The 26,389-nt window shown below is 64.1% G+C and carries 25 protein-coding genes; 10 read left to right on the forward strand and 15 right to left on the reverse strand.

What is annotated here, in order from left to right; genetic code table 11:
• The coding region (locus tag ACV1FX_RS39995; RefSeq protein ID WP_473119414.1) for an integrase core domain-containing protein at positions 1–105 on the forward strand (105 nt) is incomplete at its 5' end.
• Positions 106–365: 260 nt separating this feature from the next.
• Here the strand turns inward: ACV1FX_RS39995 and ACV1FX_RS40000 are convergent.
• Complete coding sequence (locus tag ACV1FX_RS40000) at positions 366–1,109, reverse strand: nucleotide-binding protein (protein ID WP_473122979.1); 744 nt, start codon at positions 1,107–1,109, stop codon at positions 366–368.
• A 339-nt stretch (positions 1,110–1,448) separates the two neighbouring features.
• Positions 1,449–2,126 carry a hypothetical protein gene (locus ACV1FX_RS40005; RefSeq protein ID WP_473122980.1) on the reverse strand — a complete coding sequence of 226 codons (678 nt, stop codon included), beginning with the start codon at positions 2,124–2,126 and terminating at the stop codon, positions 1,449–1,451.
• A 118-nt stretch (positions 2,127–2,244) separates the two neighbouring features.
• Between ACV1FX_RS40005 and ACV1FX_RS40010 the strand changes: the two genes are divergently transcribed.
• Entirely contained in the window at positions 2,245–2,862 is a 618-nt protein-coding gene (locus ACV1FX_RS40010; protein WP_473122981.1) for a TetR/AcrR family transcriptional regulator, read from the forward strand.
• Positions 2,863–2,867: 5 nt separating this feature from the next.
• Here the strand turns inward: ACV1FX_RS40010 and ACV1FX_RS40015 are convergent, their stop codons facing one another.
• Positions 2,868–4,226, reverse strand: a complete 1,359-nt coding sequence (locus ACV1FX_RS40015; RefSeq protein WP_473122982.1) for a serine protease — start codon at positions 4,224–4,226, stop codon at positions 2,868–2,870.
• Between the two features lie 90 nt (positions 4,227–4,316).
• Here ACV1FX_RS40015 and ACV1FX_RS40020 point away from each other — a divergent pair, with 90 nt between their 5' ends.
• Positions 4,317–5,120, forward strand: coding sequence for a HesA/MoeB/ThiF family protein (locus ACV1FX_RS40020; protein WP_473122983.1), 804 nt, complete (start codon positions 4,317–4,319; stop codon positions 5,118–5,120).
• A 12-nt stretch (positions 5,121–5,132) separates the two neighbouring features.
• Here ACV1FX_RS40020 and ACV1FX_RS40025 read toward each other — a convergent pair whose 3' ends face one another.
• Positions 5,133–6,137: an aldo/keto reductase gene (locus ACV1FX_RS40025; protein ID WP_473122984.1), complete on the reverse strand. Its 1,005-nt coding sequence runs from the start codon at positions 6,135–6,137 to the stop codon at positions 5,133–5,135.
• Between the two features lie 122 nt (positions 6,138–6,259).
• On the opposite strand from ACV1FX_RS40025, the gene ACV1FX_RS40030 reads away from it, so the two are divergent.
• Positions 6,260–7,171, forward strand: a complete 912-nt coding sequence (locus tag ACV1FX_RS40030; protein ID WP_473122985.1) for a LysR family transcriptional regulator — start codon at positions 6,260–6,262, stop codon at positions 7,169–7,171.
• Between the two features lie 60 nt (positions 7,172–7,231).
• On the opposite strand, the gene ACV1FX_RS40035 is transcribed toward ACV1FX_RS40030, so the two are convergent.
• Positions 7,232–8,233 (reverse strand): 2-hydroxyacid dehydrogenase, encoded by a 1,002-nt coding sequence (locus ACV1FX_RS40035; RefSeq protein WP_473122986.1) that lies wholly within the window; start codon positions 8,231–8,233, stop codon positions 7,232–7,234.
• 327 nt (positions 8,234–8,560) lie between these two features.
• Here ACV1FX_RS40035 and ACV1FX_RS40040 point away from each other — a divergent pair, with 327 nt between their 5' ends.
• Positions 8,561–9,088, forward strand: coding sequence for an SH3 domain-containing protein (locus tag ACV1FX_RS40040; RefSeq protein WP_473122987.1), 528 nt, complete (start codon positions 8,561–8,563; stop codon positions 9,086–9,088).
• Between the two features lie 177 nt (positions 9,089–9,265).
• Here the strand turns inward: ACV1FX_RS40040 and irrA are convergent, their stop codons facing one another.
• The gene (gene irrA, locus ACV1FX_RS40045) at positions 9,266–9,757 is read right to left on the reverse strand and encodes an iron response transcriptional regulator IrrA (RefSeq protein ID WP_449381547.1); all 492 of its coding nucleotides are present in this window, start codon (positions 9,755–9,757) and stop codon (positions 9,266–9,268) included.
• Between the two features lie 352 nt (positions 9,758–10,109).
• On the opposite strand from irrA, the gene fabA reads away from it, so the two are divergent.
• The 3 genes from fabA to fabI all read left to right on the forward strand — a co-directional run bounded on the left by fabA (position 10,110) and on the right by fabI (position 12,874).
• Positions 10,110–10,631, forward strand: a complete 522-nt coding sequence (gene fabA, locus ACV1FX_RS40050) for a 3-hydroxyacyl-[acyl-carrier-protein] dehydratase FabA (protein ID WP_473122988.1) — start codon at positions 10,110–10,112, stop codon at positions 10,629–10,631.
• A gap of 84 nt (positions 10,632–10,715) precedes the next feature.
• Entirely contained in the window at positions 10,716–11,939 is a 1,224-nt protein-coding gene (fabB, locus tag ACV1FX_RS40055; protein WP_473122989.1) for a beta-ketoacyl-ACP synthase I, read from the forward strand.
• 134 nt (positions 11,940–12,073) lie between these two features.
• Complete coding sequence (gene fabI, locus ACV1FX_RS40060; RefSeq protein WP_473122990.1) at positions 12,074–12,874, forward strand: enoyl-ACP reductase FabI; 801 nt, start codon at positions 12,074–12,076, stop codon at positions 12,872–12,874.
• Between the two features lie 161 nt (positions 12,875–13,035).
• Here fabI and ACV1FX_RS40065 read toward each other — a convergent pair whose 3' ends face one another.
• On the reverse strand, positions 13,036–13,632 hold the full coding sequence (locus ACV1FX_RS40065; RefSeq protein ID WP_473122991.1) for a glutathione S-transferase family protein: 597 nt from the start codon (positions 13,630–13,632) through the stop codon (positions 13,036–13,038).
• Positions 13,633–13,729: 97 nt separating this feature from the next.
• Between ACV1FX_RS40065 and ACV1FX_RS40070 the strand changes: the two genes are divergently transcribed.
• Positions 13,730–14,482 (forward strand): hypothetical protein, encoded by a 753-nt coding sequence (locus tag ACV1FX_RS40070; RefSeq protein WP_473122992.1) that lies wholly within the window; start codon positions 13,730–13,732, stop codon positions 14,480–14,482.
• A gap of 142 nt (positions 14,483–14,624) precedes the next feature.
• Here the strand turns inward: ACV1FX_RS40070 and ACV1FX_RS40075 are convergent, their stop codons facing one another.
• The 3 genes from ACV1FX_RS40075 to ACV1FX_RS40085 all read right to left on the reverse strand — a co-directional run bounded on the left by ACV1FX_RS40075 (position 14,625) and on the right by ACV1FX_RS40085 (position 16,966).
• Positions 14,625–15,326: a hypothetical protein gene (locus ACV1FX_RS40075; RefSeq protein ID WP_473122993.1), complete on the reverse strand. Its 702-nt coding sequence runs from the start codon at positions 15,324–15,326 to the stop codon at positions 14,625–14,627.
• A 227-nt stretch (positions 15,327–15,553) separates the two neighbouring features.
• Positions 15,554–16,018 (reverse strand): GNAT family N-acetyltransferase, encoded by a 465-nt coding sequence (locus ACV1FX_RS40080; RefSeq protein ID WP_473122999.1) that lies wholly within the window; start codon positions 16,016–16,018, stop codon positions 15,554–15,556.
• Between the two features lie 9 nt (positions 16,019–16,027).
• Entirely contained in the window at positions 16,028–16,966 is a 939-nt protein-coding gene (locus tag ACV1FX_RS40085; RefSeq protein ID WP_473122994.1) for a hydrogen peroxide-inducible genes activator, read from the reverse strand.
• A gap of 113 nt (positions 16,967–17,079) precedes the next feature.
• Here ACV1FX_RS40085 and katG point away from each other — a divergent pair, with 113 nt between their 5' ends.
• Positions 17,080–19,236: a catalase/peroxidase HPI gene (katG, locus tag ACV1FX_RS40090; RefSeq protein ID WP_473122995.1), complete on the forward strand. Its 2,157-nt coding sequence runs from the start codon at positions 17,080–17,082 to the stop codon at positions 19,234–19,236.
• Positions 19,237–19,434: 198 nt separating this feature from the next.
• On the opposite strand, the gene pnp is transcribed toward katG, so the two are convergent.
• The 5 genes from pnp to infB form a co-directional block, all read right to left on the reverse strand.
• Positions 19,435–21,597 carry a polyribonucleotide nucleotidyltransferase gene (pnp, locus tag ACV1FX_RS40095; RefSeq protein ID WP_473122996.1) on the reverse strand — a complete coding sequence of 721 codons (2,163 nt, stop codon included), beginning with the start codon at positions 21,595–21,597 and terminating at the stop codon, positions 19,435–19,437.
• 378 nt (positions 21,598–21,975) lie between these two features.
• Positions 21,976–22,245, reverse strand: a complete 270-nt coding sequence (gene rpsO / locus ACV1FX_RS40100; RefSeq protein ID WP_008540131.1) for a 30S ribosomal protein S15 — start codon at positions 22,243–22,245, stop codon at positions 21,976–21,978.
• A 2-nt stretch (positions 22,246–22,247) separates the two neighbouring features.
• Positions 22,248–23,369 (reverse strand): tRNA pseudouridine(55) synthase TruB, encoded by a 1,122-nt coding sequence (gene truB / locus ACV1FX_RS40105; protein ID WP_473122997.1) that lies wholly within the window; start codon positions 23,367–23,369, stop codon positions 22,248–22,250.
• Positions 23,366–23,809, reverse strand: a complete 444-nt coding sequence (gene rbfA / locus ACV1FX_RS40110; RefSeq protein WP_473123000.1) for a 30S ribosome-binding factor RbfA — start codon at positions 23,807–23,809, stop codon at positions 23,366–23,368. The genes truB and rbfA overlap by 4 nt, the downstream gene beginning before the upstream one ends.
• Positions 23,810–23,966: 157 nt before the next feature.
• A partial coding sequence (gene infB / locus ACV1FX_RS40115) for a translation initiation factor IF-2 (RefSeq protein ID WP_473122998.1) occupies positions 23,967–26,389 on the reverse strand: 2,423 nt, incomplete at its 5' end.

The raw sequence follows: 26,389 nt of genomic DNA on the forward strand, positions 1-26,389 counted from the left end.
TATGTAATCTACTACAATAACTTCAGGCCTCATCAGGCCCTCGGCGGCAAGACACCAAAGGAATTTGCCGAGGTCCAGACCCAGACCATTCGATCAGCGAATTAGTGAACTTGCACAATTGCGAGCGCAGCGAAGCAATCCAGAATCTTACCGCGGAGGGACTCTGGATTGCTTCGCTGCGCTCGCAATGACGGGTGGATGAAGCCGTGTGCTCAACCTATCGCTGTCATCTGCGATGAGTTCACATCGCCTGACAAACAAAGCGAAGCAATCCGGCCGGGCTGGTGACCGGATTGCTTCGTCGGTTGGGCTCCCTGTTACCGGAGATCAGGGAGGCCCTGCCGTCGTCCGAGCGATTGCCCCGCTCAGGACGCCAGCGTCGTGGTCTCGTTCGACGTGATCTCCGCGGCGGCGTGCACTATCCCGTCCGCGGCCGAGATGACCTGGTCGATCAGGAAATTGGTCGTCGTCGTGAGGTTGAGCCGAGTCTGAATCCACTGCCAAAGTCCGCGGACCTCGGCGGCCGACTTGCCGCCGGGCGCGAATTCGCTGACGGCAAGGCCGGCGGCAAGTGAGTCCTGGTGGTCGTTGCGCATGGCGATCAGCGGGCGTGCGAGCACATCGGCGAGCTCGAGCGCGGCTTCCTCGCTGAGCGTATTGGCGGCATTGTCGATGCGCTGGCCGCGGATCGGCGTCTGGTTCAGCACGAAGCTGAAGGGCCGCCTCCAGGCGCGGGCGACGCTCAGCGTCGAGGCAGTGGCCTCGATGTCGGCGACCGTGGGCCGGGACGGGATCAGGCACAGGTCGGAATGGCGGATCGCGGCGGTGGTCGCGGCGCTGAGGCCAGCCGCGGTGTCGACGATCGCGAGCTGCAGGCCGCTCTCGGCCAGCATCTTCAGGCGGGGCTCGATGTTGGCGGCCTGGTAGATCGGTTCGACCACGGGCTCGGCCTCGGAGCGGCGGCGCTGCCAGTTCGATAGCGTGCCCTGCGGGTCGGTCTCGATCAGGCGAACGCTGAAGCCCGCCTGCCTTGCGGCCAGCGCGAGGCCGATGGCAAGGGTGCTCTTGCCACTGCCACCCTTTTGGGTGGCCAGTACGATCGTATGCATAGATGATGGATCCTTTGGAATGCTTGGGTCTTGGGTAACGCGCGCCACGCGAACGTGCATCGATGACGATGCTGAGCTCTTCTCGCTCAGGACGTGCCCGGCCCGATCCAAAGGGGATCGCGGATGTCCGAATCAACGGTACGATGATGGCGGAACAGTGAATGCCGGCTAATCCGTAGGATTACTGGATCAGTAGTCGTACGTACGATGTGCTCACCGTCGGGCACAACCGGGACAAAGAGCGGGGGCAGTGATTGGCGCGATCGTGCGGCGACGGCCTTTGGGTGTCCGAAGCGGCCCGCGATCCCGGGCCGCGGCATAGTGGTGCTGAGGTGAACGTCACGCTCTCTGCCGTGCCCGCTGCACGATGATCCCTGCCAACGTCCACAGGCCCACAAAGAAGAAGATCGCACGGAAGATGAACAGCGGCCGGACCAGCTCAGGCGGCAGCACGAAGATGCCGATGCCGACCGGAAGCTGGATCCAGCGGAAGGCCATGACGATCAGCTTTTCGATCGCAGTCTCCTCGGGCAGCGCGAAAGAGAGCACGAACAGACCGAAATAGCTGAACATGAACTTGATCTGGCTCTCGACCATCTGGCCGGCGATCTCGCCCTGTCCGATGCTCTGACCCTGCTCGGCCATCGCCAGCATGGCAAGCAAATGCGCGTTTTCAATCGCGTCGAGCGCACCGGTGATCAGAAGCGCTCCGATCGCGAAATTGACGACGGTTGCGACATTGGTCCGGAACGGCTTTTCGGCGACCCAGGCCTTCAGCACCAGCGCGAGTGCGATGAAGAAGGCGGAATAGACGACGATGAATATGAAATCCAGGCCAAGGTCGGCGCGCAAGAACGGCGCGCGCTGGACCAGCAATGCCGCGTAGTCTGCTGCCGGGCGGTTGATCTGAAACAACCCTTGCGACCCCTGCGTGGCCAGCGCCAGCGCAAAAAGCATCAAGGCGACCAGGCCACCGGCGATTCCCAGCGTGACCGTGCTGCGTTCCGTCCTGCTCATTGTCCGTGCCTCCGTAAAGCGGCTGCCCCGCGCGGGCAGAGTTGATCGGTGCCGTCAAATATGAGCAAATGCTCGGTATTTCCTACTCGCATTCCCTGATGCTCTCCGAGAGGCCCCCATGAGCCCGACAGAGCCGAGAAAATCGCCGAAGCAGGACCGCGCCAGGGCAACCGTCACCGCGATTCTGGACGCGACGGCTCGCATTTTGGCCAAGGAAGGGTTCGAGGCGGTCAACACCAACCGCGTCGCGGAGGTGGCGGGCGTCAGCGTCGGATCGCTCTATCAATATTTTCCGAACAAGACCGCAATGGTCGGCGCAGTCGCGGTACGCCACACCGAAGCGATGGCGGCGGTCATCGCGGCAGGGGTGAGAGCGACGCCTCACGGTAACTTGCGGCGCCTGGTCAAAGCGTTGATCCGCGCGACCATGCAAGCGCATGCGGAGAATCCGCGCTTGCGCCGCGCGATCATCGAGGAATTGCCGCGGATCGGACGTCCCGCGCGTATCGCCGAACTCAAGCGCAACATCCTCCAATCAGTCGTGGAGTTGTTGGCCGCGCATCGCGCGGAACTTGCGGTGAGGGATTTGCCAACGGCGGCGTTCGTGGTCGTGAATACCATCGAACATATCACGCATGTCGCGCAAACGATGGCCTATGGCCCTCGGGACTTCGCGCGGCTCGAACGCGAGCTGAACGACTTGACTCTGGCTTATCTGATCGGCCGACGCGGCTGACGCCGCTACTTCCGCACGCAGATCACGCGCACGACGGCCGTTCTTGCATCCGTCGAGCTGCCATTCGCGGTGACATCGTTCGTCCTTAGAAAATCGCGCACGACATCGGCGGACACCATCACGGCCTGCGCGGCAGGCGCGGCGTTGGCCGGGCCGGCGACGATCGCCGGTTTCAGCAGGGCGATGCCGGCGAACTTGCCGTCGCCATCGATTGTCGCGCTGCCGGAAAATCCAACGGCCGGCGGCGGCGAGAGCGCCGCATCGCCGCCGGTGACGGCAGCCAGCGCAGTCCTGAGGCTCGAGACGGCGGCGCTGCCGCCTTGATTTTGGGGATCGGCGATGCCGACGACATCGACAGCCGCTTTCGCCGCGCCACTCGCCAGATTCAGCGGCTTCAAGCCGTGCGCGCCGTAGATGTGCAGCAGCGCGAGGTCGTGCTGCTTGTCTTCCGCGAGCCGGTCGGCATTGCCGTAGCCGCCGATGGTGAGGGCAAGGCAGCCGTCGGTGACCAGACGATCAGTGACGATCGCGCCGTCGTCGGTGACGACGATGCCGGTGCCATATTCGACGGTTTTCCGCGGTGGTGGCCCTGCCTGCGGGACCGAGGGAAACGCATTGAAGGCGCTCGACATCGCGATCACGACCGGCTCGACGGTGTTTTCCATGGCCTGATCGTAGAGGATCGTCATGATCCGCACCTCGTCACCCCTGAAGGTGCCGCGTACGTAAAACTTCTTCAGGCCCTGCAACCCCGACAGAACGAAGAAGTCGGGCTTCACCACGGTGTAATCGACCTTGCGCCCCGCGGGCTCCTTCTTCTCGACTTCGGCCAGCTTTGCGGTGGTCGGGTTCGCCTCCTTGCGGCGGCTGAGCAATACCTGCACCGTGCCGGTCGGCGAGGTCCATTTCGAACCGTTGGCATCGGTCGCCTGCTGCGGCACGAGCTTGCCGGGGATGCCGAGCCGCGCGCCGCTGGTCGGCTCCATCACGGTCTTCCAGCCGACGCTCTCCTGCTTCTTGCGCGCCGTCTCGGCGAGCGCGGCCCGCTCCTGCGGGTTCAGCACGCCGGTCGGCTTGCCGCCATTCGCCTTCTGGTATTCCTTGATGGCGCTGACCATGCGCTCGCTGACGTCGCCGGTGATGGCGCCGTTATACTGTCCGACCCAGGCGAGGTCGGATTGCAGCAGAAGGCGCTCCGCCTGCGCCATGGCGTCCGCTGTCTCGGACGGCGTTTGCAATGCGGGACGGACCGGAACGGTCTGGACCGTCTTCGGCCTGGTGCCGGAGATTTGTGGCGTCGTCATCTGGGCGTACGCGCCTGTCGCGGTCACCAACACAAATGTTGCCGCGAGCATCGATCTCATGACAAATCCAACCCGGCCATTGAACGTGGGCTCATTGAAGCACATCTCGTTGGTCGCAAACAATCTCGGGGTGGTTCAGGAGCAAAGAGGGTGCTGAGTCCCGACGAACTCGAACGTTATGCCCGCCATATCGTGCTGCGCGATGTCGGCGGACCGGGTCAGGCCGCGCTGAAGCAGGCCTCGGTGCTTGTGATCGGCGCAGGCGGTCTCGGCGCGCCGGCGCTGATGTATCTCGCCGCTGCCGGTGTCGGCACGCTCGGCGTGGTCGATGACGACGTCGTGTCGCTCTCCAACCTCCAGCGCCAGGTCATCCACACGACGCCCGATATCGGCCGGCACAAGGTCGAGAGCGCAGCGGAGCGGATCGCCGCGCTCAATCCGCATGTGCGCTTCGTCGGTCACGCCACCTGGCTCAATGCCGACAATGCGCTCGGCCTGATCGGCGATTACGACCTCGTGCTCGATGGCTCCGACAATTTCTCCACGCGCTATCTGGTTTCGGACGCCTGCTTCTTCGCGAAGAGGCCGCTGATCACGGCCGCGCTTGGCACCTTCGACGGCTCGCTGACGACCATTCGCGCACATGAGACGAACGAACGGGGCGACTTCAATCCGACCTATCGCTGCCTGTTCCCGGAGGCGCCGCCGCCGGGCACAGTGCCGGCCTGCGCGGAGGCTGGCGTGATGGGCGCGCTCGCCGGCGTGCTCGGCTCGATGATGGCGCTGGAGGCGATCCGCGAGATCGTCGGTTTCGGCGAGGGCCTGGTCGGCCGTCTCCTGATGCTGGATGCGCGCGCGATGCGCTTCGAGACGCTGCGCTACGCGCGCGATCCGGCCAATCCGCTCAATGGCGATGGACCCGTGTTCGACGATCTGAGCATCCACCGCGAGTAGTGGTCGGCTTGCTCAGTGCGCGAGCGGCCGCTCGCTGTCCATGTGCACGAGCTGCGATTCAGGATAGCGCTCGCCGGCGGCGACGCCCGGCGGAAAGGCTTTTGCCAACGTCGCGAGGTGCTCGGGCGTCAACGTCACCTGCAGCGCGCCGAGCGCTTCGGTCAGGCGTTCCCGTCGCCTCGCGCCGACCAGCGGCACGATGTCGGCGCCTTGCGCCGCCACCCAGGCGATCGCAACCTGCGCAGGCGTGGCACCGATCTCTGCGGCAATCCCGCGCAACGTGTCCACCAGCGCGAGATTGGAGTCGAGATTTTCCGCCTGGAAGCGCGGGCTCATGCGGCGAAAATCCTTCTCGTTGGCGCGGTCCTTCGACCAATGGCCGCTGATCAGGCCGCGCGACAGCACGCCATAGGCGGTGACGGCGATGCCGAGTTCACGGCACGTTTTCAGGATGTCGCCCTCGATGCCGCGTGACACCAGCGAGTATTCGATCTGCAGGTCGACGATCGGATGCACGGCTTGGGCGCGGCGGATGGTGTCGGAGCCGACCTCGGAGAGGCCGATATGGCGGATCCAGCCGGCCTTGATCATGTCGGCCATCGCGCCAATGGTCTCCTCGATCGGCACGGAAGGATCGAGCCGCGCCGGCCGGTAGATGTCGATGTGGTCGACGCGCAGACGCTGGAGCGAATAGGCGACGAAGTTCTTGATCGCCGCGGGCCGGCTGTCATAGCCGAGAAATCCCTTGTTCGGATCGCGCAGCGCACCGAACTTGACGCTGATCTGCAACCGGTCGCGGTCGCGCCCGCTCAGCGCTTCGCCAATCAGCATCTCATTGTGGCCCATGCCATAGAAATCGCCGGTATCGAGCAGAGTGATGCCGGCGTCGAGCGCGGCGTGGATCGTTGCGATGCTCTCGCTACGGTCGGCGGGGCCGTAGAAGTCCGACATGCCCATGCAGCCGAGACCGACGGCAGAGACAATGGGGCCGGTTGAACCGAGTTTGCGCTGTTCCATGGTGGCTCGCTCCTTGCGGGTGCTGCGGCCGATTGTGCCGCTTTTGATGCGGCAGATATGCGCCGGTTCGATTGCGCCGATAAGCTGGACAATCTGAAATGGCTTGTTCACTATATCGAACAATGACCGAGCCCGATCTCCGCGACCTCGATGCCTTCGTGGCGGTTGCCCGCACCCGCAATTTCCGGCGGGCGGCGGTGGTGCAGCGTGTCTCGGTCTCAAGCCTCAGCCAGCGCCTGCGCGACCTCGAGGAACGCCTCGGCGTCCGCCTGATGAACCGCACCACCCGCAGCGTTGCCTTGACGGAGGCGGGCGAGCTGCTGTTGTCGCGCGTAGCACCGGCGCTGCGCGATGTCAGCGACGCCCTGGATCAGGTGCGGAGCCTCCGCGAGATCGCCTCGGGCCGGCTGCGCATCAATGCGCCGCCGCCGGCAATCGACCTCGTGCTCGCAGAGATGGTCGGGCCGTTCTTGCAGGCGCATCCGCAGGTCGAGCTCGACATCGTCGCCGAAAGCTCGTTCGTCGATATCGTCAGCGAAGGCTTTGATGCCGGTGTGCGCTACGGCGAGCACCTGGCGCAGGACATGGTTGCGGTCCAGCTCAGCGGGCTGCAGCGCTACGCGGTCGTCGCTTCAGCCGACTATGTCGCGCGCCGCGGCCGGCCGAAGCATCCAAAGGACCTGCTCGACCATGACTGCATCCGCACGCGGTTCGGCAGCGGTGCGATGCTCGATCTGGAGTTCGAGAAGAACGGCCATGTGGTGAAGGTCGATCCGCCCGCCAGGCTGATCGCGACCTATCTCGGACTTGCGATGCGTGCCGCGCGCGACGGCGTGGGTTTCTGGGCGACGTTCGACGGGTATGTCCGTGAGCACGTCAAATCAGGCGCGTTGGTGAGCGTGCTGGAGGATTGGTGCGAGCCGTTTCCCGGACCGTTCCTGTATTATCCAAGCCGGCGGCAAGTTCCGCCGGCGCTGCGTGCTTTCATCGACTTCGCTGCTGAGTGGCGCAAACGGGAGAAGCGACGCGGGTAAAGCATGATCCGGAAAAGTGTGCAGCGGTTTTCCGGCAAGATCATGCTTGAACAATAAGCCTCAGAGCATGCTCGGCAGCACGCGATCCGGCGGCTTGTGGGCGTCGAGGAAGGTGCGGATGTTGATGATCACCTTCTCGCCCATCTCGACGCGGCCTTCGATGGTGGCCGAGCCCATATGCGGCAGCAGCGTCACCTTGCCGGCTTTCGCGAGCCGCACCAGTTTCGGATTGACCGCGGGCTCGTGCTCGTAGACGTCGAGCCCGGCGCCGCCGATCTCGCCGGCTTCGATCAGCTTGATCAGCGTGTCCTCGTCCGTCACCTCGCCGCGCGCGGTGTTGACGATATAGGCCTCTTTCCGGATCAGCTTCAGCCGCCGTGCCGAAAGCAGGTGGTAGGTCGCGGGCGTGTGCGGACAGTTCACCGAGATGATGTCCATCCGCGCCAGCATCTGGTCGAGGCTTTCCCAATAGGTCGCGCCAAGTTCCTCGGCGATCTTCGGGGCGACGGGACGGCGGTTATGATAATGGATCTGCAGGCCGAAGGCGCGGGCGCGGCGCGCCACGGCCTGGCCGATGCGGCCCATGCCGATGATGCCGAGGCGCTTGCCGCCGATGCGGTGGCCGAGCATCCAGGTCGGCGACCATCCCGCCCAGGGCTTTCCTTCCGTGAGCACCGAGGCGCCCTCGATCAGCCGGCGCGGCACTGCGAGGATCAGCGCCATGGTCATGTCGGCGGTGTCCTCGGTCAAAACTTTCGGCGTGTTGGTGACGGTGATGCCGCGCGCATGCGCCGCCTCAACGTCGATATTGTCGACGCCGTTACCGAAATTCGCGATCAGGCGGAGCTTGCAGTCGGGCTGGTTGATGATGTCGGCGCTGATATGGTCGGTCACGGTCGGAACCAGCACGTCGGCCGAACGCGCGGCTTCCGCGATCTGCTCCCGCGACATCGGGGTGTCGTCAAGATTGATCCGGGCGTCGAACAATTCGCGCATGCGCGTCTCGATCGAGTCCGGCAGCTTGCGTGTCACGACGACGAGGGGTTTTTTCTTGACCGACATGTCCTGCTCTCATGGGGCATCGCTGGCCGCCTCTGTCGTCAAAGGCTTACCGTTCAGACCTCATTAACCCGGTTGTTCGACACTGGCCTTGCCGCATCGTCCCCGGCGTTTCCTTCAAGCCCTCCCGACATTTCCGGCCGGAAAATCGGGCCAAACTGGTTTGTTAGACGCTCGTCCTCTCTAGCAGATGGCCGGGCCAAGACAAGAACCACGGCAACGGAAGGAAGACCCGCGTAGGGCGGGGAGAGGGGCGTGCGGTGTGGATTTGGAAGTGATTCTCGGAATTCGGCTTGCGTGCGCAGGGGTTCCGGCAGGAGACGGGTCGTGATGGCGTTGGGGCGTTTTGGGTCGGTGGTGGCGCTCGTGTTGGGTTGGCTGGGCGCATCGGTCAGCCCCGGACATTCGGCCAAGGACGCGGTTCAAAGCGCGAGTGGCCTGCCCGTGCCGCGCTATGTCAGCCTCAAATCCGACCATGTGAATGTCCGCGCCGGCCCGACCAAGGACAATGATGTGGCCTGGGTCTACACCCGCGCCGGCCTGCCGGTCGAAATCACCGCCGAGTTCGAGAACTGGCGCCGGGTGCGCGATTCCGAAGGCGCCGAGGGCTGGGTCTATCATTCATTGCTGTCGGGCCGCCGCACCGCCGTCGTCACCATGAAGCGCAAGGACGATCTCGCGCCGATCTATGATCGCGCCGATACCGAGAGCGCAGTCGCCGCAAAGCTCCAGGTCGGTGTCGTCGCCCAGGTCAAGAAATGCACCACCGGCTGGTGCCACGTCACGGGCAACGGTTTCGACGGCTGGATCCAGCAGGAGCGGCTCTGGGGCGTCTACGCCGACGAGCTGGTGAACTGACGCCGCAGGCGTCACCCCGGGGCGGCTCGAAGAGCCGAACCCCAACGCGCAATTGCGCATTGTGGGATCTCGAGATTCCGGGTCTGGTCCTTCGGACCATTCCGGACTGACGGAGCAAAACAGCAATGGCCGGGACGAGCCCGGCCATGACGACGAAATCAGCAGTATAGGACGATCTCAGCGCTTCTTGCGCAGGCGCACGACCATGTCGATGCGCGCGATCTCGTAGCCTTCGGGCACGTCGGGCATCTTCGACAGCGCCAGATGCGGGTCGGGAATGTCGACCAGCTCGTGGCTGTTCTCGAGATAATAATGGTGGTGCGTGGTGACGTTGGTGTCGAAATAGGTCTTGGTGCCGTCGACGCTGACCTGGCGCAGCAGACCGGCATCGGTGAGCTGGTTCAGCGTGTTGTAGACGGTCGCCAGCGACACCGGAACCTTGGCCAGCGTCGCTTCCTCGTAGAGCATTTCGGCGGTCAGGTGCCGGGCACCCTTGCCGAACAGCAGCCAGCCCAGCGCCATGCGCTGGCGCGTCGGGCGAAGCCCGGCAGCCTGGAGCATTTCGTTGACGTCGTGCCACGGGCAACCGGTCAAGGCCGGTTGGCGTCCGGAGTGGAGGGACGCGGAATGGGCGGTTTCGTCGTGATGGTTCGGGGCGTTATCGCTCATTTCCGATTTCAGGGCACGCGAGGAAAAACACTATTGTTGTGCAATATATGGACGGATAGATGCAGATGCAAGTTTCTCGCAACTAGAGTGGTTCTAAGTCGATCCGGAACCGGGACGAGATGCGATCATTTTACCCTGTAAAGGGCGCTTTGACGCCGGGAAGGCCTATGATAGAGAGCGCGCGGTCCCGCTTAACCAATTTCGGCGCAGCCGGGCTTAACGAGGCTTGGCCCGTGATCGTTTCGGTCGTGCGGTTTTCGCGCCTGACAACGGCGAAAGGCGCTCCTTTCGTCGAGAAACGGGGCCATTCTCGCCAAAACTGCCCCATCGGGATTTGAACAGAGGCTCCGGGATGCTGAACAGGCGCAACGGTTACGAATACGAAGATTTGCTGGCTTGTGCCCGCGGCGAGATGTTCGGCCCAGGCAACGCTCAACTGCCGCTGCCGCCGATGCTGATGTTCGACCGCATCACGGAAATTTCCGATAACGGCGGCGAATTCGGCAAGGGGCTGGTGCGCGCCGAGCTCGACGTCAAGCCGGACCTCTGGTTCTTCGGCTGCCACTTCAAGAATGACCCGGTGATGCCGGGCTGCCTTGGCCTCGACGCGCTGTGGCAGATGGTCGGATTCTACCTCGGCTGGATCGGCGGCGAGGGCCGCGGCCGCGCGCTGGGCCTCAGCGAGTTGAAGTTCGGCGGCCAGGTGCTGCCCGAGGCCCGCAAGGTCGTGTATCAGGTCGATATCAAGCGCGTGATGCGCTCAAAGCTGGTGCTGGGCATTGCCGACGGGTGGCTTTCGGTTGATGACCAGATTATCTATCGCGCCAAGGATCTGAAGGTCGGCCTGTTCAAGCAGGGCACGAGCCTCGGTTGAACCAAGAGCCTTGGTTGAACAAGAGCTTTGGCTGAGACAAAGCGCATCACGTTAAAAGACGACAACGATTAGGGCGAGGCTGTCATGAGGCGGGTTGTGGTCACCGGGATGGGCATTGTCTCGTCCATCGGAAACAACACCCAGGAAGTGCTTGCGAGCCTTCACGAGGCGAAGTCAGGCATCTCGCGGGCAGGGAAATATGCCGAGATGGGCTTCCGCTCGCAGGTCGCGGGTGAGCCGACCCTCGATCCCGCGACGGTGATCGACCGGCGCGCGATGCGTTTCCTTGGCCAGGGTGCCGCGTGGAATCATATCGCGATGGAGCAGGCGATCCAGGATTCCGGTCTGTCGCCTGACGAAGTCTCCAACATCCGCACCGGTATCATCATGGGCTCGGGTGGCCCGTCGGCCCGCACTATCGTCGAATCCGCCGACATCACCCGCAGCAAGGGACCGAAGCGAGTCGGGCCGTTCGCAGTGCCGAAGGCGATGTCGTCGACGGCGTCCGCGACGCTCGCGACCTGGTTCAAGATCAAGGGCGTGAACTATTCGATCTCGTCGGCCTGCGCGACGTCGAACCATTGTATCGGCAATGCCTACGAGACGATCCAGATCGGCAAGCAGGACGTCATCTTCGCCGGCGGCTGCGAGGAGCTGGACTGGTCGCTGTCGGTGCTGTTCGATGCCATGGGCGCGATGTCCTCGAAGTACAACGACACGCCGGCCACCGCCTCGCGTCCCTATGACGTCAATCGCGACGGCTTCGTCATCGCAGGCGGTGCCGGTGTGCTGGTGCTGGAGGAGCTCGAGCACGCCAAGGCGCGCGGCGCGCGCATCTATGGCGAGATCGTCGGCTATGGCGCGACGTCCGACGGCTACGACATGGTCGCACCGTCGGGTGAAGGCGCCGAGCGCTGCATGCGCATGGCGATGTCGACCGTGAAGACGAAGGTCGATTACATCAATCCGCACGCCACCTCGACGCCGGCGGGCGACCCGCCGGAGATCGAGGCGATCCGAAAGGTGTTCGGCGTCGGCGAGAAGTGCCCGCCGATCTCCGCCACCAAGGCACTCACCGGCCACTCGCTGGGCGCGACCGGCGTGCAGGAAGCGATCTATTCGCTTCTGATGATGAACAACGGCTTCATCTGCGAGAGCGCGCACATCCAGGAGCTCGACCCGGTATTCGCCGACATGCCGATCGTGCGCAAGCGCATCGACAACGTCAAAATCGGCACCGTGCTGTCGAACTCGTTCGGCTTTGGCGGCACCAACGCCACGCTGGTGTTCAGCCGCCTGGATGCCTGATAGTTTGAGTTGGTCATGCCCCGCGACGGCGAGGGCATCCAGTACGTCGCGGCCTCTCGATCTAACATGACTGTCTCTGGAATACTGGATCGCCCGCCTGCGCGGGCGATGACATCGGAATTGTGGGAGCCACGATGCAGGATTTGATGAAGGGCAAGCGCGGTCTGATCATGGGCATCGCCAATGATCACTCGATCGCCTGGGGCATGGCGAAGGCGCTGCATGCGCATGGCGCCGAGCTTGCCTTCACCTTCCAGGGCGAGGCCCTGGGCAAGCGCGTCAAGCCGCTGGCCGAGCAGCTCGGCGTCGACATGGTGCTGCCTTGCGACGTCGAGGACATTGCCAGTGTCGATGCCACCTTCGCGGCGCTGCGCGAGAAATGGGGCAAGCTCGACTTCGTAATCCACGCGATCGGCTTTGCCGACAAGAACGAGCTGAAAGGTCGCTACGCCGACACCAGTCGTCAGAATTTTTCACGCACCATGGTGATCTCCTGCTTCTCGTTCACGGAAGTGGCCAAGCGCGCCGCCGAATTGATGACGGAAGGCGGCAGCATGATCACGCTGACCTTCGGTGCCTCGATGCGTGCGATGCCGAACTACAACGTCATGGGTGTCGCGAAAGCGGCGCTGGAAGCCTCGGTGCGCTATCTTGCCGCCGATTTCGGACCGCGCGGCATCCGCGTCAACGCGATCTCTGCAGGTCCCATCCGCACGCTCGCCGGTTCCGGCATCGGCGAGGCGCGCGCTATGTTCGCTTTCCAGCAGAAGCATGCGCCGCTGCGCCGCGGCGTCACGCTCGATGAGCTCGGCGGTTCGGCACTGTATCTGCTGTCGGATCTCTCCGGCGGCGTGACCGGCGAGATTCACTATGTCGATTCCGGTTACAACATCGTCCTGATGCCGAGGCCGGACGATCTGAAGGCGACTGATTAAGCTGCACTCATGTCCCGGACGCGGCGCAGCGCGTCAGCGATGCGACGCAGAGCCGGGACCCACAGCGCTCTCTCGAGTGCCCGCGGAAATGAGCCCCGGCTCAGCAGCGCGGCACTTCGCGCCGCACTGCGTCCGGGGCATGAGAGCTTAGCCTCGCGTCTTCACCCCGCCGCGATCTTCTCCGCGCGCTGGAACGCCGGCCGCGCCATGCAGCGGGCGATATAGGCGTCGAAACTGGGGCGCGACGGCACCATCTTGAACATTCGCACGGCGAAGTTCAGCCCCGAGCAGATCACGATGTCGGCGGCCGTGAACTCCTCGCCAAGGGTCCATGGTCCCTTGGCCAAGGCGGTGTCGAGGACATCGAACACCTGCGTCGAGCTTCCCCAGGCCGCGGTCGAGGTCGGCACCTCGATCTTGGTGTAGATCTGGATGATAGCGGGCTCGATACAACTCGGCCCGAAGAACAGCCATTGCAGATAGCGCGCGCGACGCGGATCGGTCGCCGCGGGTGCGAGCTTTGTCTCCGGATAGCGATCGGCGACATAGGCGCAGATCGCGGCCGCTTCGCCGAGCGCAGCATCGCCGTCGACCAGCGCCGGCACTTTTCCCATCGGATTGATCTTCAAATAGTCCGGCGCCTTCTGCGCGCCGGTCGAAATGTCGGTCAGCACGCGCTCATAGGGCAGGCCGGTTTCTTCCATCAGCCAGAGCGCGGAGAAGGAGCGCGAGCGGGGCGACCAGTAGAGCTTGATCATCGCGGGAACCTTCCTTCGCGTGAGGTGGCGAGGGCACATTCATTGCGTGTCTGCTTCGAAATCGCAACGCACTAGTTCTGGCCGGAAGGTGACTTTCGTGAGCGACATGTTGGTCAACAGAAATCATAGTCGCGGGCGAGCCGACGACATGCGGTGCGGCCGTGGAGATTATTTTGTGCTCGGGAGATCGAGCCTGCCGTCGAAGCAGAGCCGGCAAAGTTTTGTCGAGGCTCTTCGTCAGCATGTCCCGGACGCCGTTGCGCAGGACCGGACTTTTGACCGCGTCCGCGGGCTTTGCCGGAAACATGGCAGTATCCAGTATGCGATAGGGTCCACCAAGCTCGTCATGGAGAGCACGCTGCAGCACAGAGTAGTCATCTTCGCGAGCTGGGGCCTCACTGATGATTTCGAACGTTCGGCCGTCATAGACGCGCACCAACATCATAGCGAAGAGAAACACGCGTGCATCCAGATGCTGCGAGATACCGATGCCAAATTCCCGCTGAGTGCCGCCGTGCCTGAGCACGGTAACGTAGCGATCGCAGCGGGTACGGCCAGCGAGGTATTGAACGAAGCGCAGGACGTTCCCGTCGAAGTCGCGAAAAAGCAATCGCTGCTGACGGGCTTCGGCGAGCTCCTGCCGCGTGTACGGAATTCCCCTGACAGAGCTGCCCGGGGCGGCAGCGCGGACCCGCGAGACGACAAGCTCATCGAGCCCCCAAGCTGCGACGGATGTGTGCGAATAGGTATTGAGAAATTTGAGCGCCCCGTATTTCTCGACCCAAAAAAGGTCGCCGGCGAAGGAGATCACGCCGATCTGGCACGGGCCGCTTTCAACTGGCCTGCTTAGCGCGAGGGTGGCCGGCTTCCTCACCGCAGGCCTGACCACTTCCGGCTTTGGCGCCGGGTCTACCTGTCCACCTGTCGGCGACAGCAGGGCATATGAGACCAACGCGGCCGCAAGCACGTTCATCGTCGCACGCTCTCGCGCTTCACGGTGCGAAATAGGGCGGCAAGATCTTGTCCAGCCGCTGTGTCAGGAAATCGCGAATGTTGTCCCGCAGGGCCGAGTTGCCGGCGGCGTCGGCCGCCGCGGCCGGATACAGGGAGTCGTCCACTTTGCGCAAATGTTCGTCTAGCCCGAAGCTGTTAGCCATATGCTTCACGACGCCTTCCAACGTCACGCCAGGCCCCTTCCTGATTTCAAAGGTCTGGCCGTCGAGCACGGTCACGCCGACATAGGCGTACAGGTAGGAATAGCTGATGGGACCGACACCACGATTGAGAATGCCGAGGCCCCGGAGCGGCTGGTTGGTCCCCGGCAGCATCCCCTCGCTGCGCGTGATGACGACATATCGTTCGCAGCCGGCATTGCCCGCGATCTGACGGATCAGGTTCGACAGCTCTTCGCGCTCGTTGCGAAACAGGCTGGGCTTCGGGTGATAGTAGGCGTCGAACGCGCCGTTTGCGTAAGCGATGCGCCGAAGTGGCGTAGCTCCAGCCGCCGCACGCACACGTGCGAAAACAAGATCGTCAAGGCCCCAGGACACCGGCACCTCCGCATATTCGTTGCCGAACACCGTCAGGCCGATCTTCTCAACGACGAACGGGTCCTGTGTCGCCGCGATCACGCCGACGCCGCAAGGGCCGGCGCTCGCCGCCTCCGCGGGCTTGGCTGGCGCCTTTGGCTTCATCGGCGCCTTCTTGGCAGCCGGTTTCGCCTGCGTTGTAGTCTGAGCGGGAGAGGCGGGGGGTGCGGGAGGAGTTTGTGCTGCTGCCGGAGTCAGAAAGGACACCAGGACCAGCATCGAGGCGATAAATCGAACCATGGATTCCGGGAAGATCAGAGGCAGACGGACATTGGATACGCCACACTAGGTTGGGCTCGCGACAACCGCAAGCTGCGTAATGCCGGAGCCGTCTACCCGTCGCGCGTTTGCCGGCGCCACCGATAGCACTTCATCATGAAGCCCGTTGCCGTCGCGACTTCCTCCCGCTCGAACACAAATCCCTCGCGCTCGTACCAGCGCCAGGCCTTTTCGTTCTCGCGCACACAGCGCAGGACGATCTCGTCGGGCAACTGCGTTCGCGTGAAGGCGAGCAACTGCCGGCCGAGCGATTGCCCTTGATACGCAGGCGCGACGAAAAGCATGTCGAGGTAGAGTTTTGGCAGATGCAGCGCCAGCATGGCGGCGATCACGCCATCATCATCGGCGACAAAGAGGCTCCAGCCATCCTCTATCTCGCGCCGGACGCGTGCGCGCAGGTTCGCGAGCAGGAAATTGCTGGCCTCCGCCAGGCCGGTCGAGACCCAGCTCTCCATCCAGACACGGGCGATCTCGTCATACTCGTCCGGGCGTGCAGCGCGGATGATGGGGACGGATATCATCGTCGATCAGGCCCGGGAATTGCGCAGCGCCGCGCCGGCGATCTGCCGTGCGCGCACCTTGCCGGCCGACAGGCACACCACCTCGGAGATTTGCAGCAGCTGCCGCGCCAGCGGGCTGGTCTTGCGCCAGACCATGCCGATGGTGCGCGAGGGCTGCGGATCGGCGAAGCGCGCGACCGACACCGAGGCCGAGCGCGTCTCGACGGGCAGGGCCATTTCGGGGATCAAGGTCACCCCGATGCCGGCGCTGACCATCTGAACCAGCGTCGACAGCGAATTCGCATCCAGCATCTCGCGCGGCGGGGCCGATTGCATGTTGCAGAACGACAGCGCCTGGTCGCGGAAACAATGTCCTTCCTCGAGCAGCAAGAGCCGCATCTCGCGCATCATCTCGCGTGAGGGCACCGGCGTTCCCTCATCCGTGCTCGGCCGCACCAGCAGGAATTTTTCCTCGAACAGCGCAACTTCCGTCAGCGAGGCTTCCGAGACCGGCAGGGCGACGATCGCGGTATCGAGCCGGCCTTCGGTCAGCTCCTGGATCAGCTTGGGTGTCATCGTCTCGCGCACGCGGATATCGAGCTCCGGGTGCAGGCGCGTGAGGTTCTTGGTGATCGTGGGCAGGAGATAGGGTGCGATTGTCGGGATCATGCCGATGCGCAGGCGCCCGGTGAAGCGGTCGCGCGAGGCGCGTGCGAAGTCGCCGAGCTCATCGACCGAGCGCAGGATCTCGCGGACGCGCTGGGCGAGCTCCTCGCCGAAGCGCGTAAGCGCGACCTGGCGCGCGCTGCGCTCGAGCAGCAGCCCGCCGAGTGTCTCCTCCATTTCCTTGATCTGCATCGACAGCGCGGGCTGCGAGATCGAGCAGGCTTCCGCCGCGCGCCCGAAATGGCCGAGACGCGCCAGCGCATCGAAATACCGGAGCTGCCGCAGCGTCAGATTTATCATCAGAAAATCCTATCGCAGCGATCATTAAAGTCAACTTTACCTGATAGAAGGCGGCGCTTAGAGTCCTTCTACCTGGGACATGGCGCAGTTCGACGCCACCAGAGGAGGTATTCATGGACGATCAAGCAAAATGCCCGTTCACGGGCGGAAAACCCGCACCCACGAACCGAGAGTGGTGGCCGACTCAACTGGATGTCCAGGTCCTGCACCGGAATTCCGATCTGTCGGATCCGATGGGCAAGGACTTCGACTATGCCAAGGAATTCAAGACGCTGGACCTGAATGCGGTCGTCAAGGACCTGCACGCCCTGATGACCGACTCCCAGGAGTGGTGGCCGGCCGACTTCGGTCACTATGGCGGCCTGATGATCCGCATGGCCTGGCACAGCGCGGGCACTTACCGCATCACCGACGGCCGCGGTGGCGCTGGTGCCGGTCAGCAGCGCTTCGCGCCGCTGAACAGCTGGCCCGACAACGCCAACCTCGACAAGGCTCGCCGGCTGCTCTGGCCGATCAAGCAGAAATACGGCCGCAAGATCTCATGGGCCGATCTGATGGTCCTCGCCGGCAACGTCGCGCTGGAATCGATGGGCTTCAAGACCTTCGGTTTTGCGGGTGGTCGCGCCGACGTCTGGGAGCCGGAAGAATTGTATTGGGGTCCCGAGGGCACCTGGCTGGGCGATGAACGCTATAGCGGCGAACGCCAGCTCGCCGAGCCGCTTGGCGCGGTGCAGATGGGCCTCATCTACGTCAATCCGGAAGGGCCGAACGGCAAGCCGGATCCGCTCGCGGCCGCCAAGGACATCCGCGAGACGTTCTTCCGCATGGCGATGAACGACGAGGAGACCGTCGCGCTGATCGCCGGCGGCCACACCTTCGGCAAGACCCACGGTGCTGGCGATCCCTCGCTGGTCGGTCCCGAGCCGGAAGCGGGCGCACTCGAGGATCAGGGCCTCGGCTGGAAGAGCAAGCACGCTACGGGCCTCGCGGGCGATTCCATCACCAGCGGTCTCGAGGTGACGTGGACGACGACGCCGACGAAGTGGAGCAACAACTTCTTCGAAAACCTGTTCAAGTACGAATGGGAGCTGACGAAGAGCCCGGGCGGCGCGAACCAGTGGACGGCCAAGGGGGCCGAGGCGATCATCCCGGATCCGTTCGACAAGTCGAAGAAGCATCGGCCGACGATGCTGACGACCGACCTCTCGCTGCGCTTCGATCCGGCCTATGAGAAGATCTCGCGGCGCTTCCTCGAGCATCCCGACCAGTTCGCGGACGCCTTTGCCCGTGCCTGGTTCAAGCTCACCCACCGCGACATGGGTCCGATCGCGCGCTATCTCGGCCCGCTGGTGCCGAAGGAGACGCTGATCTGGCAGGATCCGGTTCCGGCCGTCGATCATGAGCTCGTCAACGAGCAGGACGTCGCAGGGCTGAAGGCGAAGATCCTGGCGTCCGGCCTCTCGGTGTCCGAGCTGGTTTCCACGGCCTGGGCATCGGCCTCGACCTTCCGCGGCTCCGACAAGCGCGGCGGCGCCAATGGCGCGCGTATCCGCCTTGCCCCGCAGAAGGACTGGGAGGTCAACCAGCCGGCCCAGCTCTCCAAGGTGCTCGGCAAGCTCGAAGCGATCCAGAAGGAGTTTGGCGCAGGCAAGAAGAAGATCTCGCTTGCCGACCTCATCGTCCTCGGCGGTGCCGCCGCGGTCGAGAAGGCTGCGAAGGATGCCGGCGTCGACGTGAAGGTGCCGTTCACGCCGGGCCGCATGGATGCGTCGCAGGAGCAGACGGACGTTCCGTCCTTCGCGCCGCTCGAGCCGCGGGCTGATGGCTTCCGCAACTATGTCGGCAGCAAGCATCAGTTCCTGAGGCAGGAGGAGGCTCTGGTGGATCGGGCGCAGTTGCTCGGGCTCAGCGCGCCCGAGCTGACCGTTCTCGTCGGCGGTCTGCGCGTGCTCGGCGCCAACGCAAATGGTTCGAAGAACGGCGCATTCACGGCGAAGCCGGGGACGCTGACAAACGACTTCTTCGTCAACCTGCTCGACATGAGCACGCAGTGGGCGCCGGCCGCCAACGGCGCGTATGAGGGACGTGACCGCAAGACCAATGCGGTCAAGTGGACCGCGACCCGCGCCGACCTGATCTTCGGTTCGCACTCGCAGCTCCGCGCCTTCGCGGAAGTCTATGCGAGCGCGGACTCGAAGCAGAAGTTCGCCAACGACTTCGTGGCGGCCTGGACCAAGGTGATGAACGCCGACCGGTTCGATCTGGTCTGAGTAGCAGCTGCCGTTCACCTCTCCCGCTTGCGGGAGAGGTCGACGCGAAGCGGCGGGTGAGGGCTCTCTCCTCGTTGGGAGTCTCTCTGCGGAAAGACCCTCTCCCGCAAACGGGAGAGGGAGCGCATATCGCCCAGGACGAACACAAACAAAAGGGCGGCCTCTCGGCCGCCCTTCGTGTTTCCAATGCGGAGAGATTTACTCGCCAGCCGCTTCGCGCGGGGCCTTTTCGCCTTCCGCAGTCTTCTGCTTGGCCTCGAGGTCCTCGCCGGTCTGCTGGTCGACCGCCTTCATCGACAGGCGGGTCTTACCGCGATCGTCGAAGCCGAGCAGCTTGACCTTGACCTTGTCGCCTTCCTTGACGACGTCGGTGGTCTTCTGCACGCGCGCCGAGGCGAGCTGGCTGATGTGGACGAGACCGTCCTTGGAGCCGAAGAAGTTCACGAAGGCGCCGAACTCCATCACCTTGACGACGGTGCCGTCATAGATCTGGCCGACTTCCGGATCCGACGCGATCGACTTGATCCACTTGATCGCGGCCTTCATCGCCTCGCCGTCGCTGGAAGCGACCTTCACGGTGCCGTCGTCCTCGATGTTGACCTTGGCGCCGGTCTTCTCGACGATCTCGCGGATCACCTTGCCGCCGGTGCCGATCACTTCGCGGATCTTGTCGGTGGCGATCTTGAAGGTCTCGATGCGCGGCGCGTATTCGCCGAGCTCGGCGCGGGCCGCGGTCAGGGCCTTCGCCATCTCGCCGAGGATGTGGATGCGGCCTTCCTTGGCCTGGCCGAGGGCGACACGCATGATCTCCTCGGTGATGCCCTCGATCTTGATGTCCATCTGGAGCGAGGTGATGCCCGCTTCCGTGCCGGCGACCTTGAAGTCCATATCGCCGAGATGGTCCTCGTCACCGAGAATGTCCGAGAGAACCGCATAGCGCTTGTCTTCGAGGATCAGGCCCATCGCGATGCCTGCGGTCGGCCGCTTCAACGGCACGCCGGCATCCATCAGCGCGAGCGAGGCGCCGCAGACCGAAGCCATCGAGGAGGAGCCGTTGGACTCGGTGATCTCCGACACCACGCGCGTGGTGTAGGGGAATTCGTGGTGCGGCGGCAGCACGGGATGGATCGCGCGCCAGGCCAGCTTGCCGTGGCCGATCTCGCGACGCTTGGTGCCGCCGAGACGGCCGGTCTCACCGACCGAGTAGGGCGGGAAGTTGTAGTGCAGCAGGAACGTCTCCTTGTAAGTTCCCGACAGCGCGTCGATGTACTGCTCGTCCTCGCCGGTGCCGAGCGTGGTCACGACCATCGCCTGGGTCTCGCCGCGGGTGAACAGCGCCGAGCCGTGGGCGCGGGGCAGCACGCCGACTTCGGCGACGATGTTGCGGACCGTCTTGGAGTCGCGACCGTCGATGCGCTTGCCGGTGTCCAGGATGTTCCAGCGAACGATCTTGGCCTCGAGCTCCTTGAACACGCCCGCGACGCGCAGCTTGTCGTATTTCGGCTCCTGCCCTTCAGGGAAGTAATGGGCGATCACCTTTTCCTTGACCTTGCCGACCGCGGCGTAGCGATCCTGCTTGACCGGAATGGCGTAAGCGGCGCGCAGCTCCTGCTCGACGAGGCCGAGCATTTCCTTTTCGAGCGCCGAATTGTCGATGACGGTGACTTCGCGCGGCTCCTTGGCGGCCTTCTCGGCGAGCTCGATGATCGCGTTGATCACCGGCTGGAAGTGGCGGTGGCCGAACATCACGGCGCCGAGCATGATGTCTTCGTTGAGCTCCTTGGCTTCCGATTCCACCATCAGCACGGCGTCGGCGGTACCGGCGACCACGAGATCGAGCTGGGTCTCGACCATCTCGTCGAGCGTCGGGTTGAGGATGAACTCGTCATTGGCGAAGCCGACGCGCGCAGCACCGATCGGGCCCTTGAACGGAGCGCCGGACAGGGTCAGCGCAGCGGACGATGCCACCAGCGCGACGATATCGGGGTCGTTCTCCATGTCGTGCGACAGCACGGTGGCGATCACCTGGGTCTCGTTGCGCCAGCCGTCGACGAACAGCGGACGGATCGGGCGGTCGATCAGACGGGAGACCAGCGTCTCCTTCTCGGTCGGACGGCCCTCGCGCTTGAAATAGCCGCCGGGAATGCGGCCCGCAGCGTAGGCCTTCTCCTGGTAGTCGACCGTCAGCGGCAGGAAGTCGACGCCTTCGCGCGGCGCCTTTGCCGCGACGACGGTGGCGAGCACCACAGTCTCGCCGTAGGTCGCAAGGACGGCGCCGTCGGCCTGGCGTGCGACCTTGCCGGTTTCAAGCTTGAGAGGGCGTCCGCCCCAGTCGATCTCGACTGAATGCTTATTGAACATAGATGTCTTCTTTCATGGGTTCTCGAAAGAAGAGGCGCGTCGAAAAACAAAAACCATGCGCAAGATTGCGGGACGCTGATCGAAGCGGGTGATCAGCGTCCTGCGATCCTGCCATGGTTTTCGGATTTCGGATGGCGTCCATCCTTTCGGGTCATACGGGCGCCTTGCCCGTTGCGCCCAGCCGCCGGATTGCTGCTGGACTGGTCAGTCGGCATGAGCGCGAACGCCGTATCGCGGCCTTCGACCATCATGCCCGGATGCGAATCGGTATTGGCCCGCACCCGACATGCGCGTGAGCCTCGATCAAAAACCTTGAAAAAAGTGCTTTCGTTCGAAACCACGCGCAAAAACGCGCGCCGGTGGCGCGCGCAAGAGCTCTTAACGACGAATGTTGTGCTTCTCGAGCAGCGCCTTGTACCGCGCCTCGTCCTTCTTCTTGAGGTAGTCGAGGAGCGAACGGCGGGTCGACACGAGCTTCAAGAGGCCGCGGCGCGAATGGTTGTCCTTCACGTGGGTCTTGAAATGGTTCGTGAGGTTGTTGATGCGTTCCGAAAGGATCGCGACCTGAACCTCGGGCGAACCGGTGTCGCCGGCTTTGGTGGCATTCGTCTTGATGACTTCCGCTTTGCGTTCTGCGGCAATCGACATCGTCAATTTCTCTCGTTGCGACCGGGGCTGGCAGTCAGGCCGGTCAGGTTGAACACACGCTTGGGGATGATTTCGCCATTGCCAACTTCGGCAAGCGCCAAAAGACGGCCTGCCACCGTGACATAGACTGTGCCGCTACAAGTGGGCGCATCCCGTCCGCGCAACAAAACGGCTTGGCCCCGATGGAGCCTTGCCGCATCAGCCCGAGTGACGGCCAGTGCCGGGATGTCGTCCAGCGCGGTCTCAACGGGCAAAAGCGCGTCGGCGAGGCTGCCCTCGCCGGACGCGGCTCTATGGCACAAAGCCTCCAACTGATCCAGCGGAATCATGTCGTTCTCGCCAAATGGGCCGACCAGGGTCCGCCGCAGCGCGCAGATATGGCCATAAGTGCCGAGAATCCGGCCCATATCCCGGGCCAGCGCGCGGACATAGGTCCCCTTGCCGCATTCGGCCTCGAATACCGCTCGATCGTTATCCGGTTGATCTACCAGGGATAAATGGTGAATTTCGACCGGTCGGGGAGCCAGTTCCACGACCTCGCCATCGCGCGCCAGGTCGTAGGCGCGCTCGCCCTGGACCTTGATCGCGGAATAGCGCGGCGGGACCTGCTCGATCACGCCGGTGAACCGGGGCAGCAGCGCCAGGATGGCTTCCCGGGTCGGGCGCTGGTCGGAGGTGGTGGTCGCCCGGCCCTCGATATCGTCGGTATCGCGCTCCTCTCCCCAGCAGACGGTGAAACGGTAGCGCTTGCGGCCGTCCATGACGAAGGGGACGGTCTTGGTGGCCTCGCCGAGCGCGATCGGCAGGCCGCCGGAGGCGAGCGGATCCAGCGTGCCGGCATGGCCGGCGCGCTTGGCGTTGAACAGACGCTTGAGCACGGCAACCGCCTGCGTCGAGGTCATCCCGATCGGCTTGTCGAGCACGACCCAGCCGTGCACGTCGCGCCGGTCGCGGCGCGGCTGATTGTTCTTCTGCTGCTTGGCGCGCGGATCGTTGTTGACGCGGCGATCCTGCGCGTGCGGCGGCGTGGCATCGCCGCGCAGCTCGGCAAAATTACTTTTCTGCACGTCGCCCGAGTCAGCGTCTTCGGTGCCGATTGCACCGTGAGCCGGGTCCATCATCATTGTTCTTCTTCCCGATCCGAATCCGGATTCTGCTCCGGATCCTTGTCCAAGTCCTTTTGCACCGCAGGCGTTCGCAATAATTTCTCGATCCGTTCCGCTTCGTCGAATCGCTCGTCGACGCGGAAGCGAATGTCAGGTGCAAATTTCAGGTTAACGCGCCGCGCGACTTCGCCGCGCAGGAATTTCTTGTTGCGATCGAGCGCGGCAATCACGCGTTCGGTGTCGCGGCCGCCGAGCGGCATCACGTAGATGGTCGCGAGCTTCAGATCCGGCGACATCCGTACCTCCGGCACGGTGATGATGTGGCCTTCGAGGTCCGCATCATGCACGTTGCCTTGCGCCAGAATATCGGCCATCGCATGGCGAACCTGCTCGCCGACGCGCAGCTGTCGCTGCGATCCGCCGGGCGCGGAGCTCTTTTTCTGATGGTGGCGGGGCATTGTCTGGAAAATCACCTCGTCATGCCCGTGATGGGACACCGGCATTGTCATTTGTCATGTCGAAACGAACGAGACATCGATGGCCGGAATGAATCCGGCCATCGCGCTCTCGCAATTTCAGTTCAAAAGGATCCGGGCGCTTCGGTAAGATTTGGACTTACAGGGAGCGCTGGATCGTCTCCACTCGATAACACTCGATCACGTCACCGGCACGCATGTCGTGGTAGTTCTCGAACGCCATGCCGCATTCCTGACCGGACTGGACTTCCTTCACTTCGTCCTTGAAGCGCTTCAGCGTCGACAGCTTGCCTTCGTGCACGACGACGTTGTCGCGGATCAGGCGCACATTGGCGCCGCGTTCCACGGTGCCGTCGGTGACGCGGCAACCGGCGACCTTGCCGACCTTGGAGATGTTGAAGATCTCCAGGATCTCGGCATTGCCCAGCATGGTTTCGCGCAAGGTCGGCGCGAGCAGGCCGCTCATCGCCTTCTTCACGTCATCCACGAGGTCGTAGATGATGTTGTAGTAGCGGATCTCGATGCCGTTGCGCTTGGCGGCCGCGGCTGCCTCCTTGTTGGCGCGAACGCTGAATCCGATGATCGCGGCGTTGAAGCCTTCCGCGAGCGTGACGTCGGACTCCGAGATGCCGCCGACGCCGGCATGCAGGATGCGGGCTGCAACTTCGTCGGTGCCGAGCTTCTCGAGCGAGCCGAGGATCGCTTCCAGCGAGCCCTGCACGTCGGCCTTGACGATCAGCGGGAACTCCTTGCGGCCCGCGGTCTTCAACTGCGACATCATCTGCTCGAGCGAGCCGCGCATGCCGGAGATCGAGGCTGCCGCGTTCTCGCGCTTCTGGTGCGCGCGGTAGCTGGTGATCTGGCGGGCACGGGCTTCGTTCTCGACGACCGCGAGACGATCGCCGGCTTCCGGCGGGCCGTTGAAGCCGAGCACCTCGACCGGCACGGAGGGGCCGGCTTCCTGCACGGTCTCGCCCTGATCCGAGATCAGCGCGCGGACGCGGCCCATCTCGGCGCCGGCGACGATGATGTCACCGACACGAAGCGTGCCGCGCTGGACCAGCACGGTGGCGACCGGACCGCGGCCGCGGTCGAGCTTGGCCTCGATCACGGTGCCTTCGGCCGGACGCTCGGAGTTGGTCTTCAGGTCGAGGATTTCGGCCTGCAGCGCGATCATCTCCAGCAGCTTGTCGAGATTCGTCTTGTTCTTGGCGGACACCTCGACGTCGACCACTTCGCCGCCGAAGGATTCCACCTGCACCTCGTGCTGGAGCAGCTCCGTGCGCACGCGCTCGGGCTTGGCATCGGGCTTGTCGATCTTGTTGATCGCAACGATGATCGGCACGCCCGCCGCCTTGGCGTGGTTGATGGCCTCGACCGTCTGCGGCATCACGCCGTCATCGGCCGCGACAACCAGCACGACGATATCGGTGACCTTGGCGCCGCGGGCGCGCATCGCGGTGAACGCGGCGTGGCCGGGCGTGTCGATGAAGGTGATCTTCTTGCCGGTTTCAGGCGAAGACACCTGATAGGCGCCGATATGCTGGGTGATGCCGCCGGCTTCGCCCGAGACCACATTGGCGTGACGGAGCGCGTCGAGCAGCGATGTCTTGCCGTGGTCGACGTGGCCCATCACGGTCACGACCGGCGAGCGCGGCTCGGTGTCGGTGGAATCGTCGACGACGTCGAACAGGCCTTCTTCGACGTCGGAGGCGGCAACACGCTTCACGGTGTGGCCGAGCTCTTCGGCGATGAGCTGAGCGGTGTCGGCATCGATCACGTCGGTGATCTTGTGCATCGCGCCCTGCTTCATCAGCATGCGGATGACGTCGACCGCGCGCTCGGACATGCGGTTGGCGAGTTCCTGGATGGTGATCGCCTCGGGGATCGTCACCTCGCGGATCAGCTTTTCCTTCGGCTCGTTCGAGGCATGGCCCTTCAGGCGCTGGGTGCGGCGGCGGAACGAGGCGATCGAGCGCTCGCGCACCTCGTCGGCATTGAGCGCGGTGACGACCGTCAGGCGGCCGCGCTCCTTCTGCGGGCCGGGCTTGTGCGTGGTCTTGGGGGCCGCCACGGGACGCGCGGCGCCGCCGGGACCGCGACGGATCTGGCGCGGACCCTCGTCCTCGTCCGGTCCGGCCGCGACTGCGGGGGCGCGACCCGCCGGGCCGGCTGGCCGCTGTGTGGTCGTTGCGGGCCGGGCCGCGGAGGCCGTCGGCCGTGCAGTGGTCGTCCCGGGCCGCGGCGCAGGAGCGGCCGGTGCCGCCGTCGCGGTACGCGCGGCAGATTGCGGTTGTTCGCCTTCGCCAAAACGCTTCTTGGCCTCGATCTCGGCCTTTCGCTTGGCTTCGTCCTCGTGGCGATGGCGCTCGTCCTCGGCCTTGCGGCGGGCTTCAGCGGCCTCGCGCTCGGCACGCTCCGCGCTTTCGCGAACGGCGCGGCGCTGGGCCTCTTCCTCGGCCTGGCGGCGCTCCTCGACCTCGCGCAGCTTGGCATCGGCCAGCGCGCTGGCGCGGGCGGAACGTTCGTCCTCGGTCAGGGTGCGCAGCACCACGCCGGAAT

It is taken from the genome of Bradyrhizobium ingae (assembly GCF_055791185.1).

What these genes read in the sequence shown, in the direction of transcription:
- ACV1FX_RS40000 (WP_473122979.1), bottom strand. Translation starts at nt 1,109, where the DNA reads ATGCATACGATCGTACTGGCCACCCAAAAGGGTGGCAGTGGCAAGAGC.
- ACV1FX_RS40005 (WP_473122980.1), bottom strand. Translation starts at nt 2,126, where the DNA reads ATGAGCAGGACGGAACGCAGCACGGTCACGCTGGGAATCGCCGGTGGC.
- ACV1FX_RS40010 (WP_473122981.1), top strand. Translation starts at nt 2,245, where the DNA reads ATGAGCCCGACAGAGCCGAGAAAATCGCCGAAGCAGGACCGCGCCAGG.
- ACV1FX_RS40015 (WP_473122982.1), bottom strand. Translation starts at nt 4,226, where the DNA reads ATGAGATCGATGCTCGCGGCAACATTTGTGTTGGTGACCGCGACAGGC.
- ACV1FX_RS40025 (WP_473122984.1), bottom strand. Translation starts at nt 6,137, where the DNA reads ATGGAACAGCGCAAACTCGGTTCAACCGGCCCCATTGTCTCTGCCGTC.
- ACV1FX_RS40030 (WP_473122985.1), top strand. Translation starts at nt 6,260, where the DNA reads ATGACCGAGCCCGATCTCCGCGACCTCGATGCCTTCGTGGCGGTTGCC.
- ACV1FX_RS40035 (WP_473122986.1), bottom strand. Translation starts at nt 8,233, where the DNA reads ATGTCGGTCAAGAAAAAACCCCTCGTCGTCGTGACACGCAAGCTGCCG.
- ACV1FX_RS40040 (WP_473122987.1), top strand. Translation starts at nt 8,561, where the DNA reads ATGGCGTTGGGGCGTTTTGGGTCGGTGGTGGCGCTCGTGTTGGGTTGG.
- irrA (WP_449381547.1), bottom strand. Translation starts at nt 9,757, where the DNA reads ATGAGCGATAACGCCCCGAACCATCACGACGAAACCGCCCATTCCGCG.
- fabA (WP_473122988.1), top strand. Translation starts at nt 10,110, where the DNA reads ATGCTGAACAGGCGCAACGGTTACGAATACGAAGATTTGCTGGCTTGT.
- fabB (WP_473122989.1), top strand. Translation starts at nt 10,716, where the DNA reads ATGAGGCGGGTTGTGGTCACCGGGATGGGCATTGTCTCGTCCATCGGA.
- fabI (WP_473122990.1), top strand. Translation starts at nt 12,074, where the DNA reads ATGCAGGATTTGATGAAGGGCAAGCGCGGTCTGATCATGGGCATCGCC.
- ACV1FX_RS40065 (WP_473122991.1), bottom strand. Translation starts at nt 13,632, where the DNA reads ATGATCAAGCTCTACTGGTCGCCCCGCTCGCGCTCCTTCTCCGCGCTC.
- ACV1FX_RS40075 (WP_473122993.1), bottom strand. Translation starts at nt 15,326, where the DNA reads ATGAAGCCAAAGGCGCCAGCCAAGCCCGCGGAGGCGGCGAGCGCCGGC.
- ACV1FX_RS40085 (WP_473122994.1), bottom strand. Translation starts at nt 16,966, where the DNA reads ATGATAAATCTGACGCTGCGGCAGCTCCGGTATTTCGATGCGCTGGCG.
- katG (WP_473122995.1), top strand. Translation starts at nt 17,080, where the DNA reads ATGGACGATCAAGCAAAATGCCCGTTCACGGGCGGAAAACCCGCACCC.
- pnp (WP_473122996.1), bottom strand. Translation starts at nt 21,597, where the DNA reads ATGTTCAATAAGCATTCAGTCGAGATCGACTGGGGCGGACGCCCTCTC.
- rpsO (WP_008540131.1), bottom strand. Translation starts at nt 22,245, where the DNA reads ATGTCGATTGCCGCAGAACGCAAAGCGGAAGTCATCAAGACGAATGCC.
- truB (WP_473122997.1), bottom strand. Translation starts at nt 23,369, where the DNA reads ATGATGATGGACCCGGCTCACGGTGCAATCGGCACCGAAGACGCTGAC.
- rbfA (WP_473123000.1), bottom strand. Translation starts at nt 23,809, where the DNA reads ATGCCCCGCCACCATCAGAAAAAGAGCTCCGCGCCCGGCGGATCGCAG.